Annotated in this window: 28 protein-coding genes; 27 read left to right on the top strand and 1 reads right to left on the bottom strand. The window is 45.2% G+C overall.

The window, feature by feature from the left end:
• The first annotated feature begins 126 nt into the window (after positions 1–126).
• The 17 genes from ANCC_RS16350 (at position 127) to ANCC_RS16270 (ending at position 15,792) form a co-directional block, all read left to right on the top strand.
• Complete coding sequence (locus ANCC_RS16350; protein ID WP_006568363.1) at positions 127–1,002, top strand: DUF1002 domain-containing protein; 876 nt, start codon at positions 127–129, stop codon at positions 1,000–1,002.
• A gap of 63 nt (positions 1,003–1,065) precedes the next feature.
• Positions 1,066–1,332, top strand: a complete 267-nt coding sequence (locus tag ANCC_RS16345; RefSeq protein WP_009290037.1) for a pro-sigmaK processing inhibitor BofA family protein — start codon at positions 1,066–1,068, stop codon at positions 1,330–1,332.
• Between the two features lie 454 nt (positions 1,333–1,786).
• The gene (locus ANCC_RS16340; RefSeq protein ID WP_233458287.1) at positions 1,787–3,862 is read left to right on the top strand and encodes a BglG family transcription antiterminator; all 2,076 of its coding nucleotides are present in this window, start codon (positions 1,787–1,789) and stop codon (positions 3,860–3,862) included.
• The gene (locus ANCC_RS16335; RefSeq protein WP_006568367.1) at positions 3,856–4,131 is read left to right on the top strand and encodes a PTS sugar transporter subunit IIB; all 276 of its coding nucleotides are present in this window, start codon (positions 3,856–3,858) and stop codon (positions 4,129–4,131) included. Before ANCC_RS16340 ends, ANCC_RS16335 begins: the two co-directional genes overlap by 7 nt.
• A 25-nt stretch (positions 4,132–4,156) precedes the next feature.
• Positions 4,157–5,437 carry a PTS ascorbate transporter subunit IIC gene (locus tag ANCC_RS16330; protein WP_006568368.1) on the top strand — a complete coding sequence of 427 codons (1,281 nt, stop codon included), beginning with the start codon at positions 4,157–4,159 and terminating at the stop codon, positions 5,435–5,437.
• Positions 5,438–6,154, top strand: coding sequence for a tryptophan synthase subunit alpha (locus tag ANCC_RS16325; protein WP_006568369.1), 717 nt, complete (start codon positions 5,438–5,440; stop codon positions 6,152–6,154).
• A gap of 37 nt (positions 6,155–6,191) precedes the next feature.
• The gene (locus tag ANCC_RS16320) at positions 6,192–6,689 is read left to right on the top strand and encodes an A24 family peptidase (protein WP_006568370.1); all 498 of its coding nucleotides are present in this window, start codon (positions 6,192–6,194) and stop codon (positions 6,687–6,689) included.
• Positions 6,686–7,543: a hypothetical protein gene (locus tag ANCC_RS16315; RefSeq protein WP_006568371.1), complete on the top strand. Its 858-nt coding sequence runs from the start codon at positions 6,686–6,688 to the stop codon at positions 7,541–7,543. The genes ANCC_RS16320 and ANCC_RS16315 overlap by 4 nt, the downstream gene beginning before the upstream one ends.
• Positions 7,522–8,754, top strand: a complete 1,233-nt coding sequence (locus ANCC_RS16310) for a TadA family conjugal transfer-associated ATPase (protein WP_006568372.1) — start codon at positions 7,522–7,524, stop codon at positions 8,752–8,754. Before ANCC_RS16315 ends, ANCC_RS16310 begins: the two co-directional genes overlap by 22 nt.
• Positions 8,699–9,478, top strand: a complete 780-nt coding sequence (locus ANCC_RS16305; RefSeq protein WP_006568373.1) for a type II secretion system F family protein — start codon at positions 8,699–8,701, stop codon at positions 9,476–9,478. The genes ANCC_RS16310 and ANCC_RS16305 overlap by 56 nt, the downstream gene beginning before the upstream one ends.
• A gap of 2 nt (positions 9,479–9,480) precedes the next feature.
• The gene (locus tag ANCC_RS16300; RefSeq protein WP_233458288.1) at positions 9,481–10,782 is read left to right on the top strand and encodes a type II secretion system F family protein; all 1,302 of its coding nucleotides are present in this window, start codon (positions 9,481–9,483) and stop codon (positions 10,780–10,782) included.
• Positions 10,783–10,797: 15 nt separating this feature from the next.
• Positions 10,798–10,959 carry a Flp1 family type IVb pilin gene (locus ANCC_RS16295; RefSeq protein WP_006568375.1) on the top strand — a complete coding sequence of 54 codons (162 nt, stop codon included), beginning with the start codon at positions 10,798–10,800 and terminating at the stop codon, positions 10,957–10,959.
• A complete protein-coding gene (locus ANCC_RS16290; RefSeq protein ID WP_006568376.1) occupies positions 10,956–12,410 on the top strand; it encodes a DUF5702 domain-containing protein in 1,455 nt (484 codons plus the stop codon). Before ANCC_RS16295 ends, ANCC_RS16290 begins: the two co-directional genes overlap by 4 nt.
• A gap of 27 nt (positions 12,411–12,437) precedes the next feature.
• Positions 12,438–13,289 (top strand): TadE family protein, encoded by an 852-nt coding sequence (locus tag ANCC_RS16285; protein WP_039946939.1) that lies wholly within the window; start codon positions 12,438–12,440, stop codon positions 13,287–13,289.
• Entirely contained in the window at positions 13,268–13,675 is a 408-nt protein-coding gene (locus tag ANCC_RS16280; protein WP_039946940.1) for a hypothetical protein, read from the top strand. Before ANCC_RS16285 ends, ANCC_RS16280 begins: the two co-directional genes overlap by 22 nt.
• The gene (locus ANCC_RS16275; protein WP_006568380.1) at positions 13,668–14,822 is read left to right on the top strand and encodes a DUF6382 domain-containing protein; all 1,155 of its coding nucleotides are present in this window, start codon (positions 13,668–13,670) and stop codon (positions 14,820–14,822) included. The genes ANCC_RS16280 and ANCC_RS16275 overlap by 8 nt, the downstream gene beginning before the upstream one ends.
• 40 nt (positions 14,823–14,862) lie before the next feature.
• Complete coding sequence (locus ANCC_RS16270; protein WP_009290023.1) at positions 14,863–15,792, top strand: rhomboid family intramembrane serine protease; 930 nt, start codon at positions 14,863–14,865, stop codon at positions 15,790–15,792.
• Here the strand turns inward: ANCC_RS16270 and ANCC_RS16265 are convergent.
• Entirely contained in the window at positions 15,758–16,438 is a 681-nt protein-coding gene (locus tag ANCC_RS16265; RefSeq protein ID WP_006568382.1) for a sensor histidine kinase, read from the bottom strand. The genes ANCC_RS16270 and ANCC_RS16265 overlap by 35 nt on opposite strands.
• A 167-nt stretch (positions 16,439–16,605) precedes the next feature.
• Between ANCC_RS16265 and dnaX the strand changes: the two genes are divergently transcribed.
• The 10 genes from dnaX to ade all read left to right on the top strand — a co-directional run bounded on the left by dnaX (position 16,606) and on the right by ade (position 26,628).
• Positions 16,606–18,204: a DNA polymerase III subunit gamma/tau gene (gene dnaX / locus ANCC_RS16260; protein ID WP_039946941.1), complete on the top strand. Its 1,599-nt coding sequence runs from the start codon at positions 16,606–16,608 to the stop codon at positions 18,202–18,204.
• A gap of 29 nt (positions 18,205–18,233) precedes the next feature.
• Positions 18,234–18,587, top strand: a complete 354-nt coding sequence (locus ANCC_RS16255) for a YbaB/EbfC family nucleoid-associated protein (protein WP_006568384.1) — start codon at positions 18,234–18,236, stop codon at positions 18,585–18,587.
• A gap of 15 nt (positions 18,588–18,602) precedes the next feature.
• Positions 18,603–19,199 (top strand): recombination mediator RecR, encoded by a 597-nt coding sequence (gene recR / locus ANCC_RS16250; protein ID WP_006568385.1) that lies wholly within the window; start codon positions 18,603–18,605, stop codon positions 19,197–19,199.
• A gap of 830 nt (positions 19,200–20,029) precedes the next feature.
• Positions 20,030–20,446, top strand: coding sequence for an HIT family protein (locus tag ANCC_RS16245; RefSeq protein ID WP_039946942.1), 417 nt, complete (start codon positions 20,030–20,032; stop codon positions 20,444–20,446).
• 4 nt (positions 20,447–20,450) lie between these two features.
• Positions 20,451–21,050, top strand: coding sequence for a flavin reductase family protein (locus ANCC_RS16240; protein WP_006568387.1), 600 nt, complete (start codon positions 20,451–20,453; stop codon positions 21,048–21,050).
• Positions 21,028–21,537 carry a shikimate kinase gene (locus ANCC_RS16235; RefSeq protein ID WP_006568388.1) on the top strand — a complete coding sequence of 170 codons (510 nt, stop codon included), beginning with the start codon at positions 21,028–21,030 and terminating at the stop codon, positions 21,535–21,537. The genes ANCC_RS16240 and ANCC_RS16235 overlap by 23 nt, the downstream gene beginning before the upstream one ends.
• Before the next feature lie 183 nt (positions 21,538–21,720).
• A complete protein-coding gene (locus tag ANCC_RS16230; protein ID WP_039946944.1) occupies positions 21,721–23,016 on the top strand; it encodes a UDP-N-acetylglucosamine 1-carboxyvinyltransferase in 1,296 nt (431 codons plus the stop codon).
• A gap of 20 nt (positions 23,017–23,036) precedes the next feature.
• A complete protein-coding gene (locus tag ANCC_RS16225) occupies positions 23,037–23,675 on the top strand; it encodes a hypothetical protein (protein WP_006568390.1) in 639 nt (212 codons plus the stop codon).
• An 82-nt stretch (positions 23,676–23,757) separates the two neighbouring features.
• A complete protein-coding gene (metK, locus tag ANCC_RS16220; RefSeq protein WP_156340714.1) occupies positions 23,758–24,948 on the top strand; it encodes a methionine adenosyltransferase in 1,191 nt (396 codons plus the stop codon).
• Between the two features lie 12 nt (positions 24,949–24,960).
• On the top strand, positions 24,961–26,628 hold the full coding sequence (ade, locus tag ANCC_RS16215) for an adenine deaminase (RefSeq protein ID WP_006568392.1): 1,668 nt from the start codon (positions 24,961–24,963) through the stop codon (positions 26,626–26,628).
• The last annotated feature ends 1 nt before the right edge of the window (position 26,629 follow it).

Below are 26,629 nucleotides of genomic sequence, written 5' to 3'. Positions count from 1 at the left end.
ATTTGATAGGATTATGAACAAACTGTGAACAAAAGTGTAAGAAAAAAATAAGCTTTTTATTGCTATTTATAAGAGACTGATATGTTACACTAAGCAGGTAAGAATAATTTACGGAGGAAAATCAAGATGGGAAAAAGAAAAGTTTTATTCAGGGCGGCAGCCCTGGCTTTGGCTGCGGTTATGACATTTTCATGGGGGCCGTCTAAGTTTGTGAAAGCGGACAGTGTAGACAGCGATCAGTATCTGGCATTAGGGGCAGATCTCAGTTCAAAAGAAAAACAGACAGTACTGGAACTGCTCGGGGTGAGCAACACAAGCGATTATACGTTGATTACAGTTACAAATAAAGAGGAACATGATTATCTGGGCGATTATCTTTCAAGCAAGGTCATAGGCAGCAGGGCCTTATCTTCTGTCACAGTTAAAAAGACCGACGGCGGAAGCGGTGTCAATGTTACCACAGAAAACATTACATACTGTACGGAAGGAATGTATAAAAATGCCCTTGTCACTGCGGGGATCAAAGACGCAGAGGTAAAGGTGGCCGGACCGTTTAAAATATCCGGTACTGCGGCGCTGGTGGGAGTCATGAAGTCTTACGAGCAGATGACAGGAAAAAAGATTCCGGAAAAGAGCAAGGATGCTGCAACCGACGAATTGATCACAACCGGTGAGGTGTCTGAGAGCATCGGAAAAGAAGATGCAGAAAAGCTGATCGCTGATGTAAAACAAAAGGTTGCCGAGGATAATCTAAAGACTCCGGCAGAAATCGGGGAAGCTATCGATGAGTCTGCGAAGGATTTGGAGATCAATCTTTCCGATGCAGACCGGCAGAAGATTCAGGAGCTGATGGATAAGATCTCAGACCTTAATTTAAATGTGGATCAGCTGAAGGAACAGGCAAAAGATATATATAATAAACTCAACGACAGCGGATTTTTTGAGAAGGTGAAAAGCTGGTTTTCGGGATTCGTAGATACCATTAAAGGAATTTTCAGCTAATCATAAAAATTTGGATTAACCCTCTTTATGTCTACATATATTGGACATAAGGAGGGATTTTTTATGGATCAGAATCAGATGCTTTTATACATAATGGTGGGTGGCTGCGGCCTCTGTGTGCTTTATGGAATCTTAAAGAGGCCGTCCTATCTCCTGGTCCTGCTGGCCAGGGGAGGGTTCTGCTCGGCTCTTATATTTTTTATACACATCTATTGCCAGAAAAACGGAATTCATGCACCTGTAGATTTAAACATAGCTTCTATAGGAACGGGAGCACTCCTGGGACTGCCCGGTGTCGTCGTGCTTTATGTGCTGGGATGTATTGTATGACATTTTTACCAGTTCTGCGGCTTGCTGTCTCAGGAAGGTAAGATTTTCTAACTTTCAGCAAAGTCTCTCCGGCGGCCCGTTCGGAACTCGCTGACGCTCAGACAGCCTCACTGCGCTTCACGCACCGCCTCCGAACCTTCGTTGAAAGAAGAAAAACTAACCTTCCTTCGAATGCAATGCCTCCGAACTGGTAAAAATGGACATAATTTCTGCTGGACAAGCCTTCCTTGAACAAAAGAAGCTATCCATCGATCGTTTTTACCACTTTTCCGTTTGGCCCTTAAATGCATCACTCTAATCATGTAGAAAACTAATTTAAATGATTTTTGCTGTAAAAAACTGCACTGGAAGGTGCAGTTTTTTGGTGTTCAGATCTCTGCAGTTCATCTTGAAAATATTTGGTTTTGCGCAGATTTTCATACAATCTTATAATGGGTTTAAGGAGGGAGAAAGGGTGAATAATCGATTAAAAACTATTTTCTTATTCTTAATTCAAAATGACGATCAATACATCACGGTGAGAGATCTTTCGCGGAGATTTTCCATCAGTATGAGGACTGCTTATAATGACTTGAATCGGATCGGTGATTTTCTTTGTGAAAACGGTTTTATCAATTTGAACAGAGAAAAAAACAAGGGAATTTTGCTTCGCCTGGATAATCAAGAAAAAAGGAGACTTCAGAAAATGATATGGAGCGGGGAAGACCAAAATATTTCTCCCAGGGAACGAAGCATTAAGATCACTCGTTATCTTTTGGAATGCCTTGATTATATTACTATTGATGAGATTTCCAATCATTTTCAATATTCAAGGAATACGATTGTCAATGATCTGAAAAAAGTAAAGGGATGGATGAGCGGACATGAGCTTAAATTGGTGACTTATCCATACAGAGGGATCTGCATTGAAGGAGAAGAACACTCCGTAAGAGCTGCATGGACTGCGTGTCTTACGGAAGAAAGACAGGGGAAGAATTTGATCAACGAGCCGAAATTATGGGGCACAGTCATAGGAAAAGACGAAGCGCTAAAGCTGATTCAGACTGTCTCTGACCTGGAAGAAGAGCTTCAAACAAGGCTTTCTGATGAAGCTTACAGCCGGATTGTCTTTTCTCTCGGATTTTCTTTATATAGGATCAGAAATGACAGAGAGATAGAGGAAGACTTTCTATATCCCGGTTTGGAAGAATCAAACGAATATCAGATCATTTCAAGAAGGGGAAGGGAACTTGAGAAAAAATTCGGGGTTTTCTTTTCGGAAAAGGAAAAAGCGTACCTTTCGTCACTTTTTATTGCGAGCAGTCTGCAGGATGAAAAAAATTTCGGCAAAATTGTGAACCAATGGCTGCCTCTTCAGATCGTAGTCAGAAAATTTATCAAGGCCATGGAAGAAGAACTCGGTGTAGAACTGATGCAGGACCGTCAGCTGTTTTATGGACTGCTGGCACATTTGAGGCCGGCGTATTACAGAATTCTCTGCGGCATGCCTGCTGACAATCCGATGTATGAATATGTCATAGAAAATTTTAGATTCATTCATGAAAAGGTAATGGAACAGATTTGTCTGGCAGAACGGGACCTGGGAATCTTATTTCCCGAAGAGGAGGTCTCATTTCTGACGATCTGTTTTGCGGCAGCACTGGAGAGGCAGAAGAAGAAAAAGAAAAGGATTCCCCGGGTCATGGTGGTATGCAGCACGGGAACAAGCACATCACAGATGCTCTTGTCCCAGCTGAAAAGCAGATTTCAAATTTCCCTGCTTGGGGCGTTTCCGGCCAGAAAGGTGGATGATATTTTAGAGAGTCAGGAAGTCGATCTGATCATTTCCACGGTGGAACTGATCCGCGACAATGTAAAGATCATAAAAGTCAGCCCGGTTCTCAGTGAAAATGATATGGCCCGGCTGAGTGAACTGCTCGGTTCCATCGACACAAAAATCAGTGTAGACAAGATTTTGGAGATTATGAAACGTCATGGAATGATCCGGGATGAAGGAGGACTGAAGAGAGAACTTGAACAGTATTTTAAATCCGAAACTACAGAGTTAATTACGACAGGAAAGGACAGAGATCCAATGTTGATAGAAGTGTTAAATGAAGACTTGATTGAAACAAATGCAGAAATGAAAACCAGAGATGAAGCGGTGAGAGAGAGCGGACGGCTATTATGCAGCCAGGGGTTTGCGGAGGAGAGGTACATAGACGCGATGATTCAAAATGTGAAGGAAAACGGCACTTATATCGTGATTGCGCCCGGAATCGCCATGCCTCATGCAAGGCCTGAATGCGGTGCGAAAAAGATCGGGATCAGCCTTATGACATTGAAGGAGCCGGTCGTATTCGGCCACAAGGTCAATGATCCCGTGAAAATTGTTATAGGCCTTTGTGCAGTCGACCACCAGACACATCTGACAGCGCTCTCGGAGCTGGTGGAAATACTAAACGACAAGGAGAAAATAGAATTAATTTTAAAGGCCGGATCACCCAAAGAGATCATGGATGTTGTAAAGAAAGGAGCAGCCTTATGTTGAATATTGTGACAGTGTGCGGAGCAGGAGTGGGAAGCAGCATGATGATGCGTTTGTATGCGCAGCAGAGTTTATCGGAAGAAGGAATCGAAGCAAATGTGGAGGCGGCAGACATTGGTTCTGTCAATCCCGATGCCTTTGACATTGTGATCACCACGTCTGATTTTGCAGACCTTCTTCATGCGTCAAGAGCAAAGATTGTGAGGATCGATAATATGATGGACAAAGCATATTTGAAAGAACAGCTTTTAAGAACAATAAAAGAAATCTAGGCAGTGATTAGAGAAAGGATAAAATATGGATATATTAATGTACCTGATCAACAACGTCTTTAATCAGGCGGTGTTTGTCATAGGAATGGTCGTTTTTCTGGGAATGCTCGTGCAAAAAACGGAGATGTCTAAAATCATTGCGAGCACGGTTAAGACAATGATTGGATTCTTGCTGATCAATACAGGAGGACAGACGCTTGGGGCTGCACTGCTTCCTCTTCAGCCCATGCTCATAAAAGTATTCCGTCTTCAGGTAAAAGTACAGGATCTGGGGGCCGCACAGGCAGAAAGCCTTGGAGACATAGGCAGTGAGATGGCCTTGATCTTTGCCCTTGGATTTTTAATGAACATTTTGCTGGCGAGGATTACGAAATTTAAGTATGTACATCTTTCTGCCCATGTCTCATTTTTCTTTTCCGGACTGATTGCGGCGGCATTAAAATTTGGGACAAATTTAAGTTTTATACCGTTAGTTCTGTTAGGCGCCGTTCTGTTAGGGAGCTATATGACCTTTACATGTGCCTATGTGGCACCTCTGATGAAAAATATTAAGGGAGGAGAAGGATTTACCCTTGCGCATTCCAGTTCCTGCGGTATCTGGCTGGCTGCAAAGATCGGCGGACTCGTGGGCAATAAAGAAAAGGATTTAGAAGATATTAAAATACCGAAGAAATTAAATTTCCTGCGGGAAATGACAATAGCACTTACGGTCGTAATGACTTTGATGTTTTTCGTGATTTCTCTGATCAGCGGGCCGGGATGGGTTGTGCAGCAGGTCAGCGAAGGCAGGGATATTATCAGCTTTTCCCTGCTGAACGGATTACAGTTTGGACTCTGGATTACGGTGATCATCACGGGTGTCAGAATGCTTTTATCAGAAATTATCCCTGCATTCCATGGAATTGCAGACAAAGTAATTCCAAACGCAGTTCCCGGACTGGATGTGCCGCTTCTGTTTCCCAATTATCCGACTTCCGTTATTTTTGGATTTCTGGTGAGCCTGGCCGCAGGATTTATCGGCATGGGAATCTTAGGAGTAGTCAATTATCCGGTCGTCGTATTTCCGGCTCTGATCCCTACATTTTTTACAGGGGCAGTCACGGCTATTTTCGGGAATTCCACAGGCGGAATCCGGGGTGCGTTTGCAGGTTCGTTTTTGAACGGACTCATCCTGATCATAGGTCAGGCACTTCTGCTTCCGATGATCGGAACCTATGCTCCGATTATGAGGATATTAAGTGAGACTGACTATTGTTTATACGGGCCGCTTTTAGGAGGAGTTTTAAAACTTCTGGGAGGCATTTAAATGAAAGATCTTGTATTGTATATGACCATCGGCTATCCTGATGAAAATACTTTTTTTCGAATGCTGGATATGCTGGATGAGGAAAAAGTTCCTGTTTTGGAATTGGGGATTCCTGTTGGGAACCCATTTGTGGACGGTGATCTGATCAGGCAAAGCCATAAGAAGGTGCTCGATTCGGGAATTGGACAAAAAAAGATCATAAGGTGGCTTCAGAGAATACGGAGGGATTATAAATTCTGCATCATACTGATGACGTATAAGGAGGGTATGGAAAGGTTCTGTTTATCTGAACTGGACAAAAATTTATACGACGGCATTTTATGTGTGGACGAAGTGATAAGGGCAGATACCGGGATGAGACCGGTTCAGATATATAATGAAACTATGACGGAAGTCCAAATGCTCAGTCTATTGGCCGAGAATAAAAATTTTGCATATGTCATGAGCGGAAATGGGAAGACGGGATCTTTTTCATGCCTGCCGGACGGATATAAAAGGACCGTTCACTTTTTAAAGAAAAATACAAACCTGCCTGTCTATGTGGGATTTGGCATAAAGACGCTGAAAGACGTGAATGCCGTGTGCAGCCATGGGGCAGACGGAGTGATCATCGGATCTCATTTTATGAGGATCATGAGTGAGAAGGGATATTTGGAATGTAAAAAATATATAAATATAATAAACAATTATTTACAAAAAACAGCTTTACAACCATAAAGAATAATTGTAAAATAATACCATAGGAGGGAGGCCTATGGTATTATTATTTTATCTCACAGCCGCCGTGATCTGGGATTTTACAACGTTCCGGATACCGAATTATTTTATTTTTTTTGGACTGATCCTTGGAGCTTCGCTCCTGCCGTTTCGCGGTTACGGCATACAGGAAATTCTGCTGGGGTGTCTGTGCCCCGTTGTTTTCTTATACCCGCTGTTTTGTATGGGTGCCTTTGGCGCGGGAGATATCAAGCTCTTTGCGGTCACAGGATTGTTCCTCGGCGGATTAAATATCTATCTTGTAGCGGTATCTTTTGCCGCCGGAGGTGTTCTTTCTCTGTTTCAGATGTTATCTGACAGAAGTCTGATTCCGCGTCTTGTCTGTTTCTATTCCTATCTGGCCGGCTGTATCCATGAAAGAAAGTTCATGACGTATCCGTCTTATTCCCCTCAGAAAAAGAAAAATCAAATTCATTTTACCGCGGCAGTGATGATCGGGTATCTGATGCTGTGTGCCTGGAAGGAGTGCCTATGAGCCATATTTTTATCGGAATCTATGATGAAGACGCTGTTTACGGAAAACGGCTGATGGAGTATATCAACCGGCAGAAAGAGTATCCTCTCACAGCGGCGGCGTTTGCTTCCTTCGAAGCGCTCACGGAATTTATCGCCAGTCAGGATGTGAAAGGTGTGATTCTTGAGGAGGGAACACAGATCAACAGTAAAGTACCGGTTTACTATCTAAAGAAAGAGCCCTTAAAGGGGGCATGCCGATATGGAAGTGCAAAGGAGATCGTGAAGGAGGCATACGCAGTTTTCAGTCCAAAAGGCCCGGAATCAGGCGGTGTGACAGGTGTCTACTCTCCTTCTGATAATTTGAGACGTACCGGATTTGCGCTTGAGACCGCAGTAAAACGCAGTGCACTGTATTTAGGTATGGAAGCTTACGGATATGCCGTTCAAAACAGGAGCATGGAGGACCTTCTGTTTGCGGTGAAGGCCAGGAGGGAGAATATCATCGATTATGCGCAAAGTCTGATCTCGGGCACTGACGGAGTCAAAATGATCGGCTCTGCCCGATGTTTTATGGACTATAAGGACATGTCCGGGGAAGATTACCGGTGGTTTTTTCAGCGGCTGGAAGAAGCGGGAATATATGCCGTATTAGATATGAGCACAGCCTGTATTTATGATTTTGAACTGTTCTCGCTTTGTGACCGTCTGTATCTTCCGATTTGGGAAGAAGATATGGAAGATCCCAGGCTTTTGGGATTTAAAGAACTTTCTAAACAGCACCCTGTACTTTCGAAACTGCACTGGAAGGAGGTATATTTATCAGAGACACAGAACCAAGCAGACAGGACGAAATGTTCTGCAGAGAGAAATTAAAAGAAAGAGTGCTTCACAGAGCTGACCTTATCTGTGATATAAGCGACAGGCAGCTTCTGGAATTGATAGAGGAAGAGCTGCAGCAGATGTCAGAAGAAGGATATCTGCCGCTGAAGTATAAGTACGAACTGCTGAAAGAGGTTTATAACTCGCTGCGCAGACTGGATATTCTCCAGGATCTGCTGGACGATACTTCAATCACGGAGATCATGATCAACGGATATCAAAATGTATTTGTTGAGATCGCCGGAAAACTCAGGAGATGTCATAAGAAGTTTTCTTCCGAAGAGAAGCTGTATCAGGTGATCCAGCAGATCGTGGCAGGGGCCAATCGTATCGTTAATGAGACGAATCCCATAGTAGATGCCAGGCTTCCCGACGGTTCAAGGGTCAATGTAATGCTGCCGCCAGTCTCTTTGAATGGTGCCGCTATGACGATCAGAAAGTTTGCGGGGGAACCTATGACGATGGAATGGCTGCGGGAAAAAGGGGCCTTTACACATTTTACGGAGCAGTTTCTTGAGATTCTCGTCAAGGCCAGATATAACATCTTTATTTCAGGAGGCACCGGAAGCGGAAAGACAACATTGCTGAACGGAATGTCAAACTGTATTCCGAAAGATGAACGGATCATCACGATAGAGGACTCGGCGGAACTGAAACTCAATGGCATTGAGAACCTGGTCCGCCTGGAGATGAGAAATGCCAATATTGCCGGGGAGAACCAGATCACGATTGCACAGCTGATCAAGGCAGCGCTCAGGTCAAGGCCTGACCGTATCATCGTGGGGGAAGTGCGCGGAGAGGAAGCTTTGTCGATGCTGAATGCCATGAATACTGGACACGACGGGTCCATTTCCACCGGGCACTCTAACGGACCTGAGGACATGTTGAGACGTCTGGAAACGATGGTTCTAATGGGAGTGGAGATGCCGGTTTCAGCTATACGGGGACAGATCGCATCTGCCATTGATATTATCATTCATCTCGGCAGAGTCAGAGACGGCAGCAGAAAGCTGATGGAGATCGATGAGGTCCTTGGAATCTGCGACGGTCAGGTGAAACTTGCAAAACTGTTTACGTTTGATCAGCAAAAAGGGCTCTGTTTTGCTGAACCACTTTACAATACGAAAAAACTTAGGGAGTATGGTCAGTATGAAGCTTATAAAGAGTTATTATCTCAGCAGAATCAAGGAGGTAAACATCCTTGAAGTGTTTAATATACGAAAGGCTGTGCTGAAAGCGGCGCAGGGAATGATTCTGTTTTTTATCATATGTTATCTCTTTTATGACCGGATCTGGCTCGGGATCTTATATGCAGTGTTTTGTTTCCCATATATGCTGTATCAGGCCAGGGAGGAGAGAAAGATGCGGATCAGACAGTCCAGGCTGGAATTTAAAGAGATGCTGCTCTCCGTCTATAACAGTCTGAGCGCGGGATACTCTCTGGAAAACGCTGTGAGGGCCGCTCGGGATGATATGAGAGCAGTCAATGGAGATAAGAAAAGTGTGCTGGAACAGGAACTCTCGCTGGTGTGCGCGGGACTGGAGGTAAATCAGCCCATCGAAGTGCTGATGGATAAGATGGCTTTAAGGCTTGGTGTGGATGAAGCATCGCAGTTTGCACAGGTGCTGTGGATTATCAAGAGAAACGGAGGGAATCTGATCCAGATTATCAAAAAGTCCGTGGAGCATATGAACCAGAAAATACAGGTCAAAGAAGAAATCCTTACGATGGTATCTGCCAAAAGAATGGAACAGAAGATTATGTCCGTGATGCCGTTTTTTATTCTTTTGTATGTGCGTCTTATGAACCCGGGATATTTTCAGGTTTTATACGATTCTCCGGGAGGCGTGATATTGTCGACGGTTTGTCTGATTGTTTTAGTCGCTGCAGGAATGTGGGCAAAAAAAATTGTGGAAATCGAGGTGTAACATTGATAGAAAAGTGGGTCCGTCATCTGCCGGAGACAGCTGTCAGGAACAGGAGGGAGTACATCCGCAGCTACTTCTGCGGCAGCAGGGAGGAACAGGAGAAAGAGGTTTGGCGTTCACTTTCCGAACAGTGGAGAAAGGTATTTCTCGCAGCATGTGTATTTCTCGGGGTTATCTTTTTGGCGGCAGGGTCGGAATGGCTGGGAGCAAAAGATATCTCCATTCACAGGGACAGAGACGGAGAAGAATTAAACCGGGAACTGAATATTGATACAGGCAAAGAAAAAGAATCCTATGATCTGATCATTCATCCTAAGGCATACACCGAAAAAGAAGAAAGGAAAGCCTTTGATAAGGCTAAAAGTTACCTGAAAAAACATATGAAAGGTGATAATCCGTCTTTAAATGAAGTGAAAGGCCGGCTTCATTTCCCGGAGCAGATTCCGGGAAATCAGGTCAAAATCAGCTGGGATACAGGGGATCTGAGTCTGATCGATGAGGCAGGCAATGTATTTAACGAAGATTTAAAGGAACCTGTGATCATAAAAGTGAATACCTCTCTCTCATACGGAGAGCACAGAGAAATGATCATGACTCCGGTCCGTCTGGTTCCGGGACAAGCCGATAAAAAGGGGACGAAGATCGACGGAATTAAAAAGAAATTAGAACAGATTGAGAAAGAAAATGCAGGAAAAGATACGTTTCGTATTCCTTCAAGTATAAACGGCAGCGAGATTACAGAGGCGGATAAGGGGAATGGCCGTCTTCCGGCACTGGCCGCGATAGGCATCCTCTGTCTCGTGCTTCTGTGGTACACAGAGGAAGAAAGACAGAAGCAGAAGAAAGCCAAGGCAATGAAAGAGACGATGGAGGAGTATCCTATGATTATCAGCCGTTTTGTTTTGCTTCTGGGAGCCGGAATGACGATTCAGGGGGCAGTCCATTCTATCGGATCTTCTTTTGACAGAGATCATCCCAAGTTTGTTTACCGGCAGTTTCAGCAGGCAGATAAAAAGATCGCTCTCGGAATGTCTCAGGCGCAGGCTCTCAGAGAACTTGGAAGCAGCATTCAGCTGCCATGCTATAAGAAACTGTCAGTCCTGCTGTCCCAGAGTCTGCTCAGAGGAACAAGGGATCTTTTAAGCAGACTTGAAGAGGAAGAGACAGAGGCATTTTCAGAGCGGAAGGAAACGGCCAGGCGCAAAGGGGAAGAGGCCAGCACTAAGCTGCTGATGCCAATGATCCTTATGCTCATCGTTATTCTTACCCTGCTTATGGTGCCTGCATTTTTATCATTTTCATAGAAAGGAGAATTTATTATGAAGGAGTTTATGAAAGATGAGAGCGGCATGGGTGTGGTAGAAGTGATTTTGATCATTGTCGTCCTTATAGGACTTGTAATTATTTTCCAAACACAGATTAAGAGAGTGGTGCAGAACATTTTTAAGACGATCACATCCAAGACGGGCCAGGTTCAATGAAAACAAATACGAAGGGCAGTGTGACCGTATATGCAAGTCTTATGTTTCTCATAGTCTTGCTGCTGCTGAGCATGTGTCTGGAGGGGGCCTATCTCTATCTGGGCAAAGGGAAGGCCCAGGGAGCTTATATGGCTGCCCTCGCAGGTGCCAGGGGAAATTATCAAAAAGAGCTGGAGCAGCAATATCATCTGTTTGGACTGGATGTGCGGTATGGAAAACAGCTGGACGGGAAACTTGCGGAGACGTTGAAATACAATCTGACAGAGAGCAGAGATCCGTTTTCTTTTTATCCCGGTTCTGTGAAGACTTCTCATAAAGTTTCGCTGGCAGACAAAAGAGGTGAGATCCTGAGAGAACAGATAGGAGAATTCATGAAATATGAACTCGGAAAAGACGGTATCAGGCTGCTGAAAGAAAATGTGTTAAAGATGCCGGGAGAAGAGGACGCTTCCCGGGTAAGGGAGGTCATCAATGAGTCGGACAGAAAAGCCAAAGAAGAGGAAGAAGCGGAGGTGTCAGAAAAAAAGAAAGAAAAGCCGGTGAAAGCAAAAGATCCAAGAAAAGGTCTGGTCAGGATTTTGAGGGAGGGCATCGTGACTGTTGTCTTGGGAAAAGAGGCCGAAGTATCCGAGCAAAATGTACCGATCATCTACGGACACAGGGATACAAAGAAAGAAAAGAATCCTGATTTTTATCAGGCGGAATCCGTAAGTCAGTCTTTAAAAGGCCGGGGGCAGGATGCATCTTCATCTGGCATAAAAGCAGAACTTATGGGAACAGCCTACGGGGTAAAATATTTCAGGAACTATACATCCAAAGAAAAGAAGAAGGGGCTGCAGTACGAGACAGAATACCTGATTGCCGGAAAGGAGTCGGAAAAAGAAAATCTCGGTTCGGTGTTTTCCAAGATTCTCTTAATGAGATTCCTGCCAAATTTGATTTATGTTCAGGGCGATACTGTAAAACAGGGACAGGCAGAGGCGCTTGCGGCCTCAATTCTTGGAATTACGGGAATTGTACCTGCTGTCAAGCTGGCAAAGCATCTGCTGCTTGCAGCGCTGGCCTATGGAGAATCAATTCTTGACCTGAGGAATCTTTCAGAAGGAAAACAGGTGCCTCTGTGGAAATCCAAAGACACATGGCAGATGGAATTCGCGGGTCTTTCCTCACTCACCGGCAGAAGAAAGTCTGTAAAGAAAGGACTGTCTTATAAAGATTATCTTCAGGTATTATTATTCCTTCAGACTGAAAAACAGGAAAAATATCTGCGGATGATGGATGTGATCGAGGACAATATAAAGAGGAAAGTCCGCGGGTTTTCTCTGAAGGATTGTTATGTTTCCTTTGAGGCAGAGACAATCATGAGTCTGCATCCGTTCAGATTCGGGGGAGTCAGACTGCCGGTCACAGGGCGGTATCAATGGTCAATGATAGAAGTATCACAATATTAATGTCGAAACGGGAGGAGGGGAGCAGAGATGTTCTTGGATTGTAAAAGAAAACATTTCTCCAAGCCAACAGCCAACAATATAAAAATATCAACTGAATACAGACGATCCAAAAGGACATCTCTGCTCTCCTCCTCCGGCGGAAGCATGACGCTGGAGGCCAGCCTTCTGATTCCGGTTTTTATATTCTTATTCCTGGCGCTGGCCTCGGTCGGTGAAACCTTATGGATTCACGGACAGGTATATCACGGAATTACAGAGGCTGCAAGGGAGGAAGCGGTATATGAGTATATGCTGGTCAAAAAGAACATCCCTTCTTTGAGAACCGTGCTGCTGAAACAGAAGTTTCTTTCAGCTGTGGACCAAAAGAAGCTGAATCATTCCTCCCTTGCGGGAGGTGTGCAGGGCGTTTTGTTTACAGGGTCACGGTTTCAGGAAAACCTCGAAGCCTATGAGATCAGGGCACGCTATCGGATCGTATACCGTCTTCCGTTTCTTCCGCCGTTTACAGGAAACTACGAGCAGAAGATCAGACAAAAAGCGATGACCGGGTATGCAGAGGGACAGAAAGGAGCTGACGGCGGGGAAGTATATATAACACCCTATGAGAGTGTATACCACAAAGACATAAATTGTACGCATCTTTCTCTGTCCATTGTTTCTGATTCAGATGTGCAGAAATATATAGACGGAAAAACCAGATACCGGGAATGTGAACGCTGCACAAAATACCATAAAGGGAAGATATCCATCTTATTTATCGCGAAAGAGGGAGATGCATATCACACGGATTTAGGATGCAGCGGTTTAAAGAGAACAGTCAGTAAGAAAAAGATAAGTGAGGCAGAGGGGATGAAGCCATGCGAAAGATGCGGGAGATAGATGGATATATGACATTGGAGGCAAGCCTGATCATACCTGTTCTCTGCTTTTTACTTGTTCTTCTGTTTTCGTTTTTCTTTTATATTATGGATCTGGGTATCGTATCGGGACTTGTAAAAGAGGCAGGGCTGCATACGGAAGATAAGAATCAGGAAACAAATCTGCGGCGGGATTTGGAAAGAAGGATCGTGCTGGGTAAGGTGAGCTCTGTCAGCGTATCTGAGACAAAGGAAAAGAGAAAGATCAAAGTACAGGCTGAAATTGGAGTGCCGGCGGCGGGAAGTGTGGAAATTTTTGGACTGCGGCTGTTTAAGATCACGGAACAGCAGGAATTTATGCTTCCAAAAGAGACAGAAAAGATCAGGAGGTGGAGCTTGATTGAATGAACAGTGGGTCCGGGAAGGATTTGAACATTATTATGTTGTGCCTAAAACAGACGGAGAAGTATATGAAGAACAAGTCCTTCTGTCACATATGATCACAGGGCTCCTTCCCTGTGAACTGCGGAGAACGGAAGATGAAGAGGCCTATTATTTTCATCTTGTTTCGGCTGATTTATATATTGACCAGATTGGAAAACTGGATGCCAGGAATTTTTTCATGGATCTGATCACGGTGATAGAAAAAGCGGAGGAGCACCTGCTGAATCCGGATCATTTTATTTTGACACCGAGGCATGTGTATGTTTTCGACGGAAAGCCGGCTCTCTGTTATGTGCCGGGAAACGGATCAGACATTACAGAGCAGCTCAGAGAGTTTGTACAGTCCTGTATTGACCGGCTGGATTATAGAAACCGGAGCCAGGTCACATTTTTTTATGAACTGCACAACAGGCTGAGAAAATCCCCTGTGTCACTGGACGGGCTGAAACAATTTATAACCCCTGAACCGGTAATGAATGAGATGGAACAGGAGCTTCCGGGGACAAAAGAATTTATGCAGGAAGAATCCTTTAAGCGCAAGAGAAAGAAAAACAGCAGGATGCAGGTCTGTTCGGCTATGCTGTATATTCCGCTTCTGTTTTCTGCCGCCTATTTTGCGGCCAGAGCATGGAATGAGGGAATGACCTATCCAAATCTCAGAGGGATTGTGATCGGAGGATTCCTGATTGCGCTAAATACGGGATGTCTGTGGGCGGGAGTAAAAAACAGCAGAAAAACCATAGAGAAACCGGAAAAGGCTGAGGAGCAGCCTGCGGATGAGACTGTACTAATGTGTGATGAAACCGCGCTCTTAGTCTGGGAGAAAGGGCCTGTTTTGAGACTTTTGGGAGCGGAACATACGGAAGTAGAATTAAACAGCGCTGAGTTTACTGCAGGGAGGCAGGAAGAAGGGGTTGATCTCTTCCTTCCCCAGCCCGGGGTGAGCCGGAGGCACTTTCAAATAGTGACAGAGGGCGGGGGATACATACTCAGGGATCTGGGATCGAAAAACGGAACATTTTTAAATGGTGAAAAAGTGTGGAAGGAAACAGAATTAAAGAGCGGAGATATAATAAAAGCAGGTACAGAAGAATTTGAATTTATGGTATAATTCCAATAGAGTTGAAAAGGCTTCTATTGGAGGAAATGTCATGTACCAGAGAATATTAAATTTACTGAATATCAGAGGATACCAAAAAGAAATGACTCCTTTGGGCCCGTGTTATGTAAAAGAAGATTGGGGAAGGAAAAAAGGAGTATTTATTGCCTATGAACACAAACCGGACGGAAGCCTTTATACTACAGAGGAGACCGGATCGCTGAATGAGGAACTGAAGCAGTATATTGGACCGAAGGCATCGGTTCTTGTACTGATTCTTTCAGAACAGGGCAGATCCACATGGACGGATCCTGACAGGGCTTTTGAGGAATTATATGATCCTGTCTGTATGATCCTTTCAGCCTCAGACAGCAAAGACCGGTCATCGGCTCCGCCAGAAGAGTTCCGCTTCAGAAAACTGAAAGATTACCAGGCTACGGCTGTTATACTGACGATCAATATTTTCATGTATCTGTGGTCTGCTGCCAGCACAGAGATCCTTAATTGGGGAGCGCTCACATGGATGCATGCATTCAAACAGGGGGAGCTTTACCGTTTGGTTACGAGCAACTTCCTGCACAATGGATTTGATCATCTGTTTAACAATATGATCGTCTTTGTTTTGATTGGCAGCAGACTGGAACCGATCTTCGGCAGGGCCAGATATGTAGCCTTATATATGGGAGCCGGGCTGTGCGGAAGTATCGTCTCCGCTGTGTACTATATGAATATGGGAGAAATGGTGGCATCTGTCGGTGCATCGGGAGCTATTTTCGGACTTATTGGTGCAATGCTTTGGATCTTGATTAAAAACAGGGGTTATCAAAAAGAATTTTACGGAGGAGGAGTCGCGCTTATGATCGCGGGAAGCCTGTATCATGGCTTTTCTACCATGGGAGTTGACAATGCAGCCCATATCGGGGGCTGCATCGGGGGATTTCTTTTGGCTATCTTGCTGTATCGGCAAGACAGGGGAAAATGAGGGTGAAGGTAGTGCCCTGATTTAAGGCCGAATCCATGTGGATAGAGATGTCCAGTTCCCTGGCAATTTCACTGACTACGGATAGGCCGATACCGTTTCCTTTGGGCACAAAAGAGACACCGCGGTAAAAGGCGCGGGACTGCTGTTCTTTTGTCATGCCGATTCCGGTGTCGGAAAGACTGCAGACAATAAAATCTCCTTCCCGGCTTAAATGGACAGAAATCAGAGGCTCTCTTGAGGCCTCTTTTTTTCTGCAGATTGCGTTGACACCATTGGAAATTAAGTTGTTGAAGATTTGAAGGTATTTAGTCTTGGATCCCTTGACATAATAGGGAGAGGAATCCTCTGTCTGGACAGAAAAGCGGATTTTGCACTCGTTCAGCCTTAAACTCCATGAACATCTGATTTCTTCCAGGAGTGCGTTTAAGTCCACGGGCTCCAGTGTGGCTGAGGCATCGGATACCGGGGAAAGCATTTGGCGGACCATGTCAAAGACAGAGGAGAAATCAGCTTTCATGCCGGACCAGTAAACGTCCTGTGAGAGCTCCGGGTGTGTCTGCTCTATGTACTGAATCTGACTGTAAATTAAAGTCAGAGAGTTTTTTAATTCATGAGAAAATGTTGTCAGTGTATTTTGATTCTTCATATTCACGCTTCTTTCTATGTACAAATTTCATGCAGGGGCAACTATAAGTTTATATGGGAGTTCGTGTAAAAGGCAACGGAAAACAGGGGCAAAAGTTCGACGATTTTTTTCCTTTTCCATTTTCAGAGGTTATGATACAATAAGGAAATGATGCAGGAGGAAAGAATATGTCATATATGGCTTTATACCGAAAGTTCCGGCCGTCGGCCTTTGATGAGGTCAAGGGGCAGGATCATATCGTCACGACGCTGAAGAACCAGCTGGAAGCCGGGCGTATCGGCCATGCCTATCTGTTCTGCGGAACCAGGGGAACCGGAAAGACGTCGGTCGCAAAGCTGCTCGCCAAAGCAGTGAACTGTGAGCACCCGGAGGACGGAAATCCCTGCGGAGTCTGCGAAAGCTGCAGGGAGATTCAGGAAGGCAGTTCTATGAACGTTATGGAGATTGACGCAGCGTCAAACAACGGTGTCGACAATATCCGGGATATCAAAGAACAGGTGCAGTATTCTCCGGCTTCAGGAAAATATAAAGTGTTTATTATCGACGAGGTGCATATGCTTTCCATGGGGGCATTTAATGCCCTGTTAAAGACTTTGGAAGAGCCGCCGGAATATGTGATCTTTATTCTGGCCACCACAGAGGTACACAAGATACCCATAACGATCCTTTCCCGATGCCAGAGATATGATTTTCACCGGATCACAGCAGATGTTATTGCGGACCGGCTCATGGAACTGATGTCGGAGGAACACGTGGAGGCAGAAGAAAAGGCGCTGAGATATGTAGCCAGAATGGCGGACGGTTCCATGCGCGATGCTCTGAGTCTTTTGGATCAATGCATTGCATTTTATCTCGGGAAAAAACTGACCTATGAAAATGTGCTTGAAGTGTTGGGAACCGTGGATATCAGTGTCTATGCAAGGCTTCTGGACAGCATCCTTGCAAATGATGTGACGGAGGTTATCGGGATCGTCGGAAAGGTTGTGGAGCAGGGAAGAGAACTATCCCAGTTCATCACGGATTTCATCTGGTATTTGAGAAATCTTCTGCTGGCAGGCAAGGGTGATGCATCCATGGAAGCTCTGGAAGTTTCTGCGGAGCAGCTCAGTCTGATGCAGGAAAAGACAGCACAGGTGGAAGAAGAGACTGTGATCCGGTATATCCGCATACTGTCGGATCTGCTGAATCAGATCCGGTTTTCCACATCGAAAAGAGTGCTGGCAGAGGTGGCATTGATCAAGATGTGCCGGCCGCAGATGGAGACGGATCTGTCCAGTGTACTGGAGCGGATGCGTATGCTGGAGGCTTCGCTTGAACAGATAAAAACTCAGGGAATTGCCGCGGTACCCCAGACTGCCGCAGAAGAACCTGTTCAGAAGCAGAAGGAACCGGAAAAGACAACGGAGCAGATACTGGAAGAGAGGCTTCCGAAAGCCAGAGCCCGGGAACTCAAGGAGATCATCAAGCACTGGAAGCAGGTGAAGCTTGCACAGCCGCCGATGATCAGGAATCTCCTTTCGAAGGGAATTCTGACTGCGGATGAATCGACAGAAGTTCTGAGACTTATGTTCAAGCCGGAAGGCAGTATGAACATGGGGAAGGATTACTTTCAGAGGCATCCCGAGAAGATAGAGGCACTGGAAGAGGAACTGGCCGAGAGATCAGGGTTCCAGGTAAAGATAGAGATCGGTGAACTGGAATCTGAGAAAAATGATGACACCATTAATCTGGATTGTATTCACATGGATGTGACAATAGAAGAATAAAAAGAGTTTTATTTCAGGAGGTATTTAAGATGGCAAAAAGAGGCGGATTTCCGGGTATGGGCGGAAATATGAACAACTTGATGAAACAGGCGCAGAAGATGCAGAAGCAGATGGAAGAAACAACAAAACAATTAGAAGAGACTGAATATGAAGCCACAGCCGGAGGCGGAGTTGTAAAGGTTGTTGTTTCAGGCAAAAAAGAAGTGGTATCCGTAAGTCTGGATGAGGAAGTAGTTGATCCGGATGATATTGAGATGCTGGAGGACCTGATCGTTGCAGCCACCAATGAAGCGCTCCGCAAGATGGAAGAAGATTCACAGAGCAAAATGGGGAAAATCACCGGAGGTCTCGGAGGAGGCATGGGAGGCGGATTTCCTTTCTAAGGATGGATAACGGATATGGATTATTACAGCAGTCAGATCACGAAGTTGATTGAAGAATTGGGAAAGCTTCCGGGAATCGGCCCCAAGTCGGCCGGAAGGCTTGCCTTTCACATTATAAATATGCCGCTGGACCAGGTGAAGCATTTAGCTGAGAGCATTCTGGATGCAAAGGAAAATGTCCACTACTGTAAAGAGTGCTGTACCCTGACGGATCAGGACATCTGTCCAATTTGTTCCAGCAGCAAGCGTGATCACAGTACCATTATGGTGGTGGAGAGCACCAGGGATCTGATGGCCTATGAGAAAACAGGAAAATACGAGGGCATTTACCATGTTCTGCACGGAGCAATATCTCCGATGCTTGGGATCGGACCTTCTGACATCCGGCTGAAAGAGTTGATGGCCAGACTTCAGGGTGATGTGAACGAGCTGATCATTGCTACCAACTCAAGCCTGGAAGGAGAGACCACGGCAATGTATATAAGCAAACTTGTGAAGCCGACAGGCATCAAAGTCAGCAAAATTGCCAGCGGAGTTCCGGTGGGCGGAGATTTGGAATATATTGATGAGGTTACCCTTCTTCGGGCACTGGAAGGAAGAACTGAATTATGAAATGAAAAAGAGCAGCCGGGCAGGCTGCTCTTTTTCTGTAAGTAACTTTAAAACTTTAAAACAATAAGGAGAGGATTTTCATCCTCAAGAGGGGTAGGATTTGAAAGTATTTAAAAATGTTTAACTACTTTACATGTTTTATTGTAACGAATAATTGTGAACAAATCGTGAAGAAACTGTGGATAAATTGAAAAAAGGCGGTTAAATTATCAGAATATTTAGAAATAAATAATAAGAAAACAAAAAACACTGTATACATAATGAAATTGCTTGACAATATAGGGTCTGTTTTTTATAATAATAACATAAAGAGGAACAAGGAAACGGATACCTAGAAAGAATCGATGGGAGGCGATATTGTTTGGATATTATGTCGAAAGACATAGAAGACATTCTATATACAGAGAGTAATAAATTTCATACAGTGAGCCTTCAGAATATAGAATAAATATGTCCGGTATAGATTTTATACACAGGTCGGAGAGACAGGACAGGTAGAACGTCATACGAAGAATCAGATGTATATAGAAGAGAACGGAAGTAAAAGAAATGAAAGATCAAGAAGTTTGATGTTTGAGTCGCAGAGACTCAGAGTTCGGATTGATTGAGAGATTGAAGGGGATACAGAAGTTGTGTATGGCATGTATGAAATAGGGCGGATCGAAGAGAAGCCTCCGATCAATAACAATTAAATAGTCTAAAAGGTGAGTCGCAGAGACTCACCTTTTTTAGTTAAGCGAATATTATAGTAATAATTTCACACTTCATTTTTGGATTCTTGAAAAAGGCCTATAAATAAGATACAATACTTACCAAAGGAGATGAAGATCATGAAAAAACAGGATTGTATATTTTGCAGGATAATCAGCGGAGAGATTCCGTCAACAACCATTTATGAAAATTCAAAATTTAAGGTAATCATGGATATCGCTCCGGCCAACAAGGGGCATGTACTCATATTGCCGAAAGAACACTATGATAATATTTACGATATAGATACGGCCACAGCCGGAGAACTGTTTGAACTTGCAGCTATGACTGCGAGGGCTTTAAAGTCAGTACTTGACTGCGACGGAATGAATATTTTACAGAACAACGGAACAGTAGCTGGTCAGACCGTCTTTCATTTTCATATGCACATCATCCCAAGATACGAGGGCGATACCGTAAATATCGGATGGAAAGAACTGAGCTATGAAGACGGAGAGATGGAACAGCTCAGGGAAGCCATACGGAAGGAAATGTAAGGGCATGTCAAAGATATCCTGGAAACCGGGCAATATGATATATCCCCTGCCGGCGGTGATGGTAAGCTGCGGTGCGGAGGGAGAATCTGACAACATCATTACTGTGGCATGGACGGGTACGATCTGTACAAATCCGCCGATGACCTATATTTCACTGAGACCCCAGAGACATTCCTATCATATGATCGAAAAGAGCGGTGAGTTTGTCATCAACCTGACCACGGCAGAACTTGCCAAAGCGACAGACTTCTGCGGCGTGCGCTCCGGAAGGGACCTGGATAAGTTTAAAGAGACGGGACTCACGGGGGAACACGGTACACTATCCCATGCGCCGTATATCAAGGAGAGTCCTGTGAATATTGAATGCCGGGTAGAAAAGATCACTCCTCTGGGCTCTCATCATATGTTTACGGCCAGAGTTGTAAACATTCTCGCAGATGATACTTATATGGAAGAAAACGGACGGTTTGCCCTCGAAAAGACCAATCCCCTAATCTATTCACACGGAGGATATTTTGAGACGGGCAGACAGATCGGAAGTTTTGGATACTCCGTAAAGAAGAAAAAAAGGAAGAAAAGAAATGACAAGCCAAAAAGGAAATAACTATATTTTAATTGGAATGCCCGGGGCCGGCAAGAGTACCATCGGAGTTCTGCTCGCCAAGGCATTGGGAGCCGAGTTTATTGATACGGATCTGGTGATCCAGCAGAAGACCGGAAAGCTTTTGAGAGATATCATAAGCCAGGAAGGAAACGAAGCATTTAAAAAGATTGAGGAGGAGGTCAACGCATCTGTCGAAGCCGAAAACTCTGTGATCGCACCGGGGGGAAGCGCCATTTACAGCCCGAAAGCGATGGAACATTTTAGAAATATTGGTACAGTCATCTATCTGAAGCTTGATTATGAAACGGTTGCCGAACGCCTTGGCGACCTTGCGGCAAGGGGTGTGGTGCTGGATAACGGGCAGACACTCAGTGACTTATACCGGGAAAGAATACCTCTCTATGAAAAATATGCAGACATCACGGTAGATGCCGATGATTTAAAGATCGGGGAAGCCTTAGAAAAAGTGTTGGAAAACTTAATGTAGTGTGATATACTGATAAATATGCGAGTAAGCGGCATGGAACTTTTGGGCTTATGCAGGCTATGACTGCCTGTCCAGGGGTTGTGTTTAAAAAAAGATACGCTTATTTTTCAGAAGAATGGATAGATTATTGATAGAGAATGAATGATTCGATTGATTGAATAGAGTTTTATATAGAGGTGTATGATGGAACAATATATCATTAAAGGCGGAAACCCACTGGTAGGGGAAGTTGTCATCGGAGGCGCAAAGAATGCTGCACTGCCCATTTTAGCAGCAGCAGTTATGACAGACGGAACGTGTACTATTGAGAATATGCCCGATGTCAGGGATACAAATGTTTTGCTCCAGGCCATGGAAGGCATTGGAGCCACAGTGAATAGATTAGGAAAACATGAAGTAGTTATCAGCGGAAGCGGGATGAATGCGGACTGCGATGTGGATAACGAGTATATCCGGAAGATCAGGGCTTCTTATTATCTGATCGGGGCTCTTCTTGGGAAGTATAAAAGGGCCAGAGTAGCCCTGCCGGGCGGATGTGAGATCGGAAGCCGTCCGATCGACCAGCATATCAAAGGATTTAAGGCGCTGGGAGCCAGGATTGAGATAGAAAACGGCATGATCACAGCGACTGCCGATGAGCTGATCGGCTGCCACATTTATATGGATGTGGTATCTGTGGGTGCGACGATTAACGTCATGATGGCAGCGGCTTTGGCAAAGGGAAATACAACCATTGAAAATGTGGCAAAAGAGCCGCATGTAGTTGACGTAGCCAATTTTCTGAACAGCATGGGAGCCAGCATACGCGGAGCCGGCACTGATGTGATTAAGATCAAAGGCGTAGAAAAGCTTGGAAATTGTGAATACTCCATTATTCCGGACCAGATTGAGGCGGGGACATTCATGACTGCGGCTGTAGCTACGAAAGGTGATATTACGATTAAAAATGTTATTCCAAAGCATCTGGAAGCCATCAGCGCGAAGCTGGAGGAGATCGGTGCGCAGGTAGACGAGTTTGACGACGCGGTCAGAGTTGTAGCAACAAAAAGGCTCGATTCCACCCAGATCAAAACTCTCCCGTATCCGGGATTTCCGACGGATATGCAGCCTCAGATGGCAGTGTCACTGGCTCTGTCCAACGGAACAAGCATCGTTTCAGAGAGCATTTTTGAAAACCGTTTCCGGTATGTGGATGAACTGACAAAGATGGGTGCCCGTATTCAGGTAGACGGCAGAACAGCCATCATTACCGGAGTCAAATTGTTTACCGGGGCAGATGTCTCAGCACCTGACCTTCGTGCAGGGGCGGCGCTGGTCATTGCAGGCCTTGCGGCCGACGGTTATACTACAGTCAGCGATATCGGATATATCTACCGGGGCTATGAAGGCTTTGAAAAGAAAATTCAGAATCTTGGCGGAGATATTCAGCTGGTGAACAGTGAGAAAGAAATCGCGAGATTTAAGCTGCGTATTGTATAGATATTAAGGGGGAATTGCCGGTGCGACAATACCTGAAGAATGAAGTTTTTAAAATATCCAAGTGGATAGAGTTTTATTTATCTGCGCTGATTGCCATAGCCGTTATCGGCGGCGGGATCTGGATGATCAAAGATCTGATCGCTATTTTATCATCTAATCCGGATTCCGATGCTGTCTATCAGTTTGTACTCAATGCATTTAATCTTGTGATCTGCGTGGAGTTCATTAAGATGCTTTGCAGGCATACTGCGTCGACACTGGTAGAAGTACTGATGTTTGCGATTGCAAGACAGATGATCGCGCAGCATACCAGTCCGGTAGAAAATCTGCTCTGTATTTTTTCAATCGCGGTCCTCTTCATTATAAGAAAGTATTTTCTGGACCGTTTTGAGGACATTGACAAGACAGTATTTCTGCCGAACCAGAAGATTGCCAAAGTAAATGAGCTGGTCCATGTGAACATTCCGGAGGAATACAAAGGAGAGTCCATAGGAGAAGCAGTACTTAAGGGCATTGATTTGGAAAATGAAGAAGTAAAGTGCGGGCATTGTTATTATTTTCCGGGCGGGGCAGTCCGCGTATCTAAAGTTGCCGCAGGGCAGGTGAAGGAAGTGGAAGTCATCCGCAGCAGGAATGTAAATATCATGCCGAATTTATGATTTTAGATTGAAGCAGGTCCGATCAGTTCGGGCCTTTTTCGATATATATAGTTGCTGTACAGCAGAGCGAAAGGAGCACATAATGGAAAAAATATTATTTACATCAGAATCCGTAACTGAAGGACATCCGGACAAAGTCTGTGACCAGATTTCAGATGCTATTTTAGATGAACTGTTAAAACAAGACCCGATGAGCAGGGTAGCATGTGAGACTTGTACCACAACAGGACTCGTTATGGTCATGGGCGAGATCACAACCAATGCCTATGTGGATATCCAGAAAATCGTAAGGCAGACTTTGACGGATATCGGATATACGAGAGCCAAATATGGATTTGACGCGAGCACCTGCGGTGTCATTACGGCCATTGATGAGCAGTCCAAAGATATTGCCCTTGGTGTGGACAAGGCCCTGGAGGCAAAGGAATCTGATATGTCTGATGAGGAACTGGATGCGATTGGCGCAGGTGACCAGGGCATGATGTTTGGCTATGCCACAAATGAGACGGATGAGTATATGCCGTATCCGATTTCTCTTGCTCATAAGCTGTCCAAGAGACTTACGCAGGTGCGTAAGGATGGGGTTCTTCCTTATCTGAGACCGGACGGCAAGACGCAGGTCAGCGTGGAATATGATGAAAACGGCAAGCCTTTCCGTCTGGAAGCTGTAGTTCTGTCTGCACAGCACGATCCGGAAGTGGATCAGGAGCAGATTCACGAAGATGTGAAGAGAGAGATCTTTGATAAGGTTCTGCCGAAAGAAATGGTGGATGATCAAACAAAATTTTTCATCAATCCCACAGGACGTTTTGTCATCGGGGGACCGCAGGGTGATGCGGGACTCACGGGAAGAAAAATTATTGTGGATACCTACGGCGGATATGCACGGCACGGCGGCGGAGCTTTTTCAGGCAAGGACTGTACCAAGGTAGACCGTTCGGCTGCATACGCTGCGCGTTATGTGGCAAAGAATATCGTAGCTTCCGGACTGGCTGATAAATGTGAGATTCAGCTGTCCTACGCGATTGGTGTTGCACATCCGACATCCATCAATGTGGATACGTTCGGCACCGGGAAAATATCCAGCGAAGACCTTGTGGAACTGATCAGGAAAAACTTTGATTTAAGACCGGCAGGCATCATCAGGATGCTGGATCTGAGAAGACCGATCTACCGTCAGACATCAAATTATGGTCATTTCGGAAGAAATGATCTGGATCTGCCGTGGGAACGCCTGGACAAAGCCGATATGCTGAGAGAACAGGCCAGATAAGAGGATACAATAATGTCATACGACCTTGTGTTTAAAAACGGAACCATCGTAGATGTAAAGGCAAAGACAAGTTACAGGGCAGATCTGGCTGTGTCAGGGGGAGTGATCGCGGAGATCGGCGGACTTGACGGAGAAAGAGAAGTGGACTGCAGCGGAAAGGTGCTCTGTCCGGGATTCATCGATGCCCATGTCCATATTGAGTCCAGCATGGCATCACCGGCCGCGTTTGCAGAGGCAGTGCTGCCCCACGGGACTACGACAGTAATCGCTGATCCCCATGAGATGGTCAATGTCAGGGGAAATGAAGCTATGAAATATCTTCTGGATGTATCAGAGGATCTGCCGGTTTCCGTCTATGTGATGCTGCCGTCTTCCATTCCTTCCACACCATTTGAAACTAATGGGGCGGATTTCACGTCTAAAGATATGGAGGCGTGGATCGAACATCCAAGAGTGCTCGGCCTAGGTGAGGTTATGTGTTATCCGGATGTTCTTGCAGGGAGAAAGGAGATTATGGATAAGATCGCTCTCTGCAGGGGAAAAGTGATCGACGGTCATGCTCCCGGACTCTCGGGAACCGACTTGCATCGATATATACAGGCAGGGGTCATGACGGACCATGAGTGTACCTCCTTTGAAGAGGCAGAAGAAAAGCGGAGAGCCGGAATGAAAATTCTCATCCGGGAAGGAAGTGCGGCAAGAAATGTGGAGGCAATCGTTTCAGGAATCGTGAAGAAAGGCCTGGACACGGAAGGATTTCTTTTCTGTACAGATGATAAACATCTGGATACGATCGAGCACGAAGGTCATATCAGCTATAATATAAAGAAAAGCATCCGGCTGGGACTTAAGCCGGAGGAAGCAGTGGCCATGGGCACTTGGAATACGGCGCAGACATATGGTCTTGCCGGCGTCGGATGCCTGGAAAAGGGATTTGATGCAGATATCGCAGTCTTAGATTCTTTGGAGAATATGAAAGTGCTCGAAGTGTACAAAAAGGGTATCCCGTCCGGGCGTCTGCTGAAAGACAGGGCGGAACATGAATCGGATTACAGGGGAATGATGCACACAGTGAATCTGAAACCGTTCACTGAGGAACAGCTGAAACTGCACACAAAAGGAAAAGTGCCGGTAATCGGACTGGTGCCCGGACAGATTACGACAAGGTACCTAAAAGAAGAGGTGGCTGCTGAGAACGGTCTTTTTTGTCCCGATTCCACATATTCAAAGCTGTGTGTGTTTGAGCGGCACAGAGGTACAGGGAATATTAAGGCAGCTCCGCTGAAGGGATATGGGATCACTAATGGAGCAGTTGCCACATCGGTTGCCCATGACTCACACAATATTATTGCAGCAGGAGATAATGACAGAGACATTATGAAAGCTGTGGAGATGATACAAGAGATGCAGGGAGGCTATGCTCTGGTGCAGGACGGAAAAGATGTGGGGAGACTTCCCCTTCCGATTGCCGGACTCATGAGTACGCAGCCTGCAAAGGAGATACAGAGGCGTTTGGATGCCATGGTACAGAGAGCCAGGGAAATGGGAGTATCAGAGGACTGTGATCCTTTCACAACATTGTCATTTATGGCGCTCCCGGTGATACCGGAACTGCGCCTGACAGATAAAGGATTAGTGGATGTAAAAAACTTTCAGATGATAAAGGAAAAAGGTGAGTAGA

This window comes from Anaerostipes caccae L1-92, from assembly GCF_014467075.1.
GTDB classification, from domain to species: domain Bacteria; phylum Bacillota; class Clostridia; order Lachnospirales; family Lachnospiraceae; genus Anaerostipes; species Anaerostipes caccae.
This window is presented reverse-complemented; position numbering and strand designations above follow the sequence as displayed.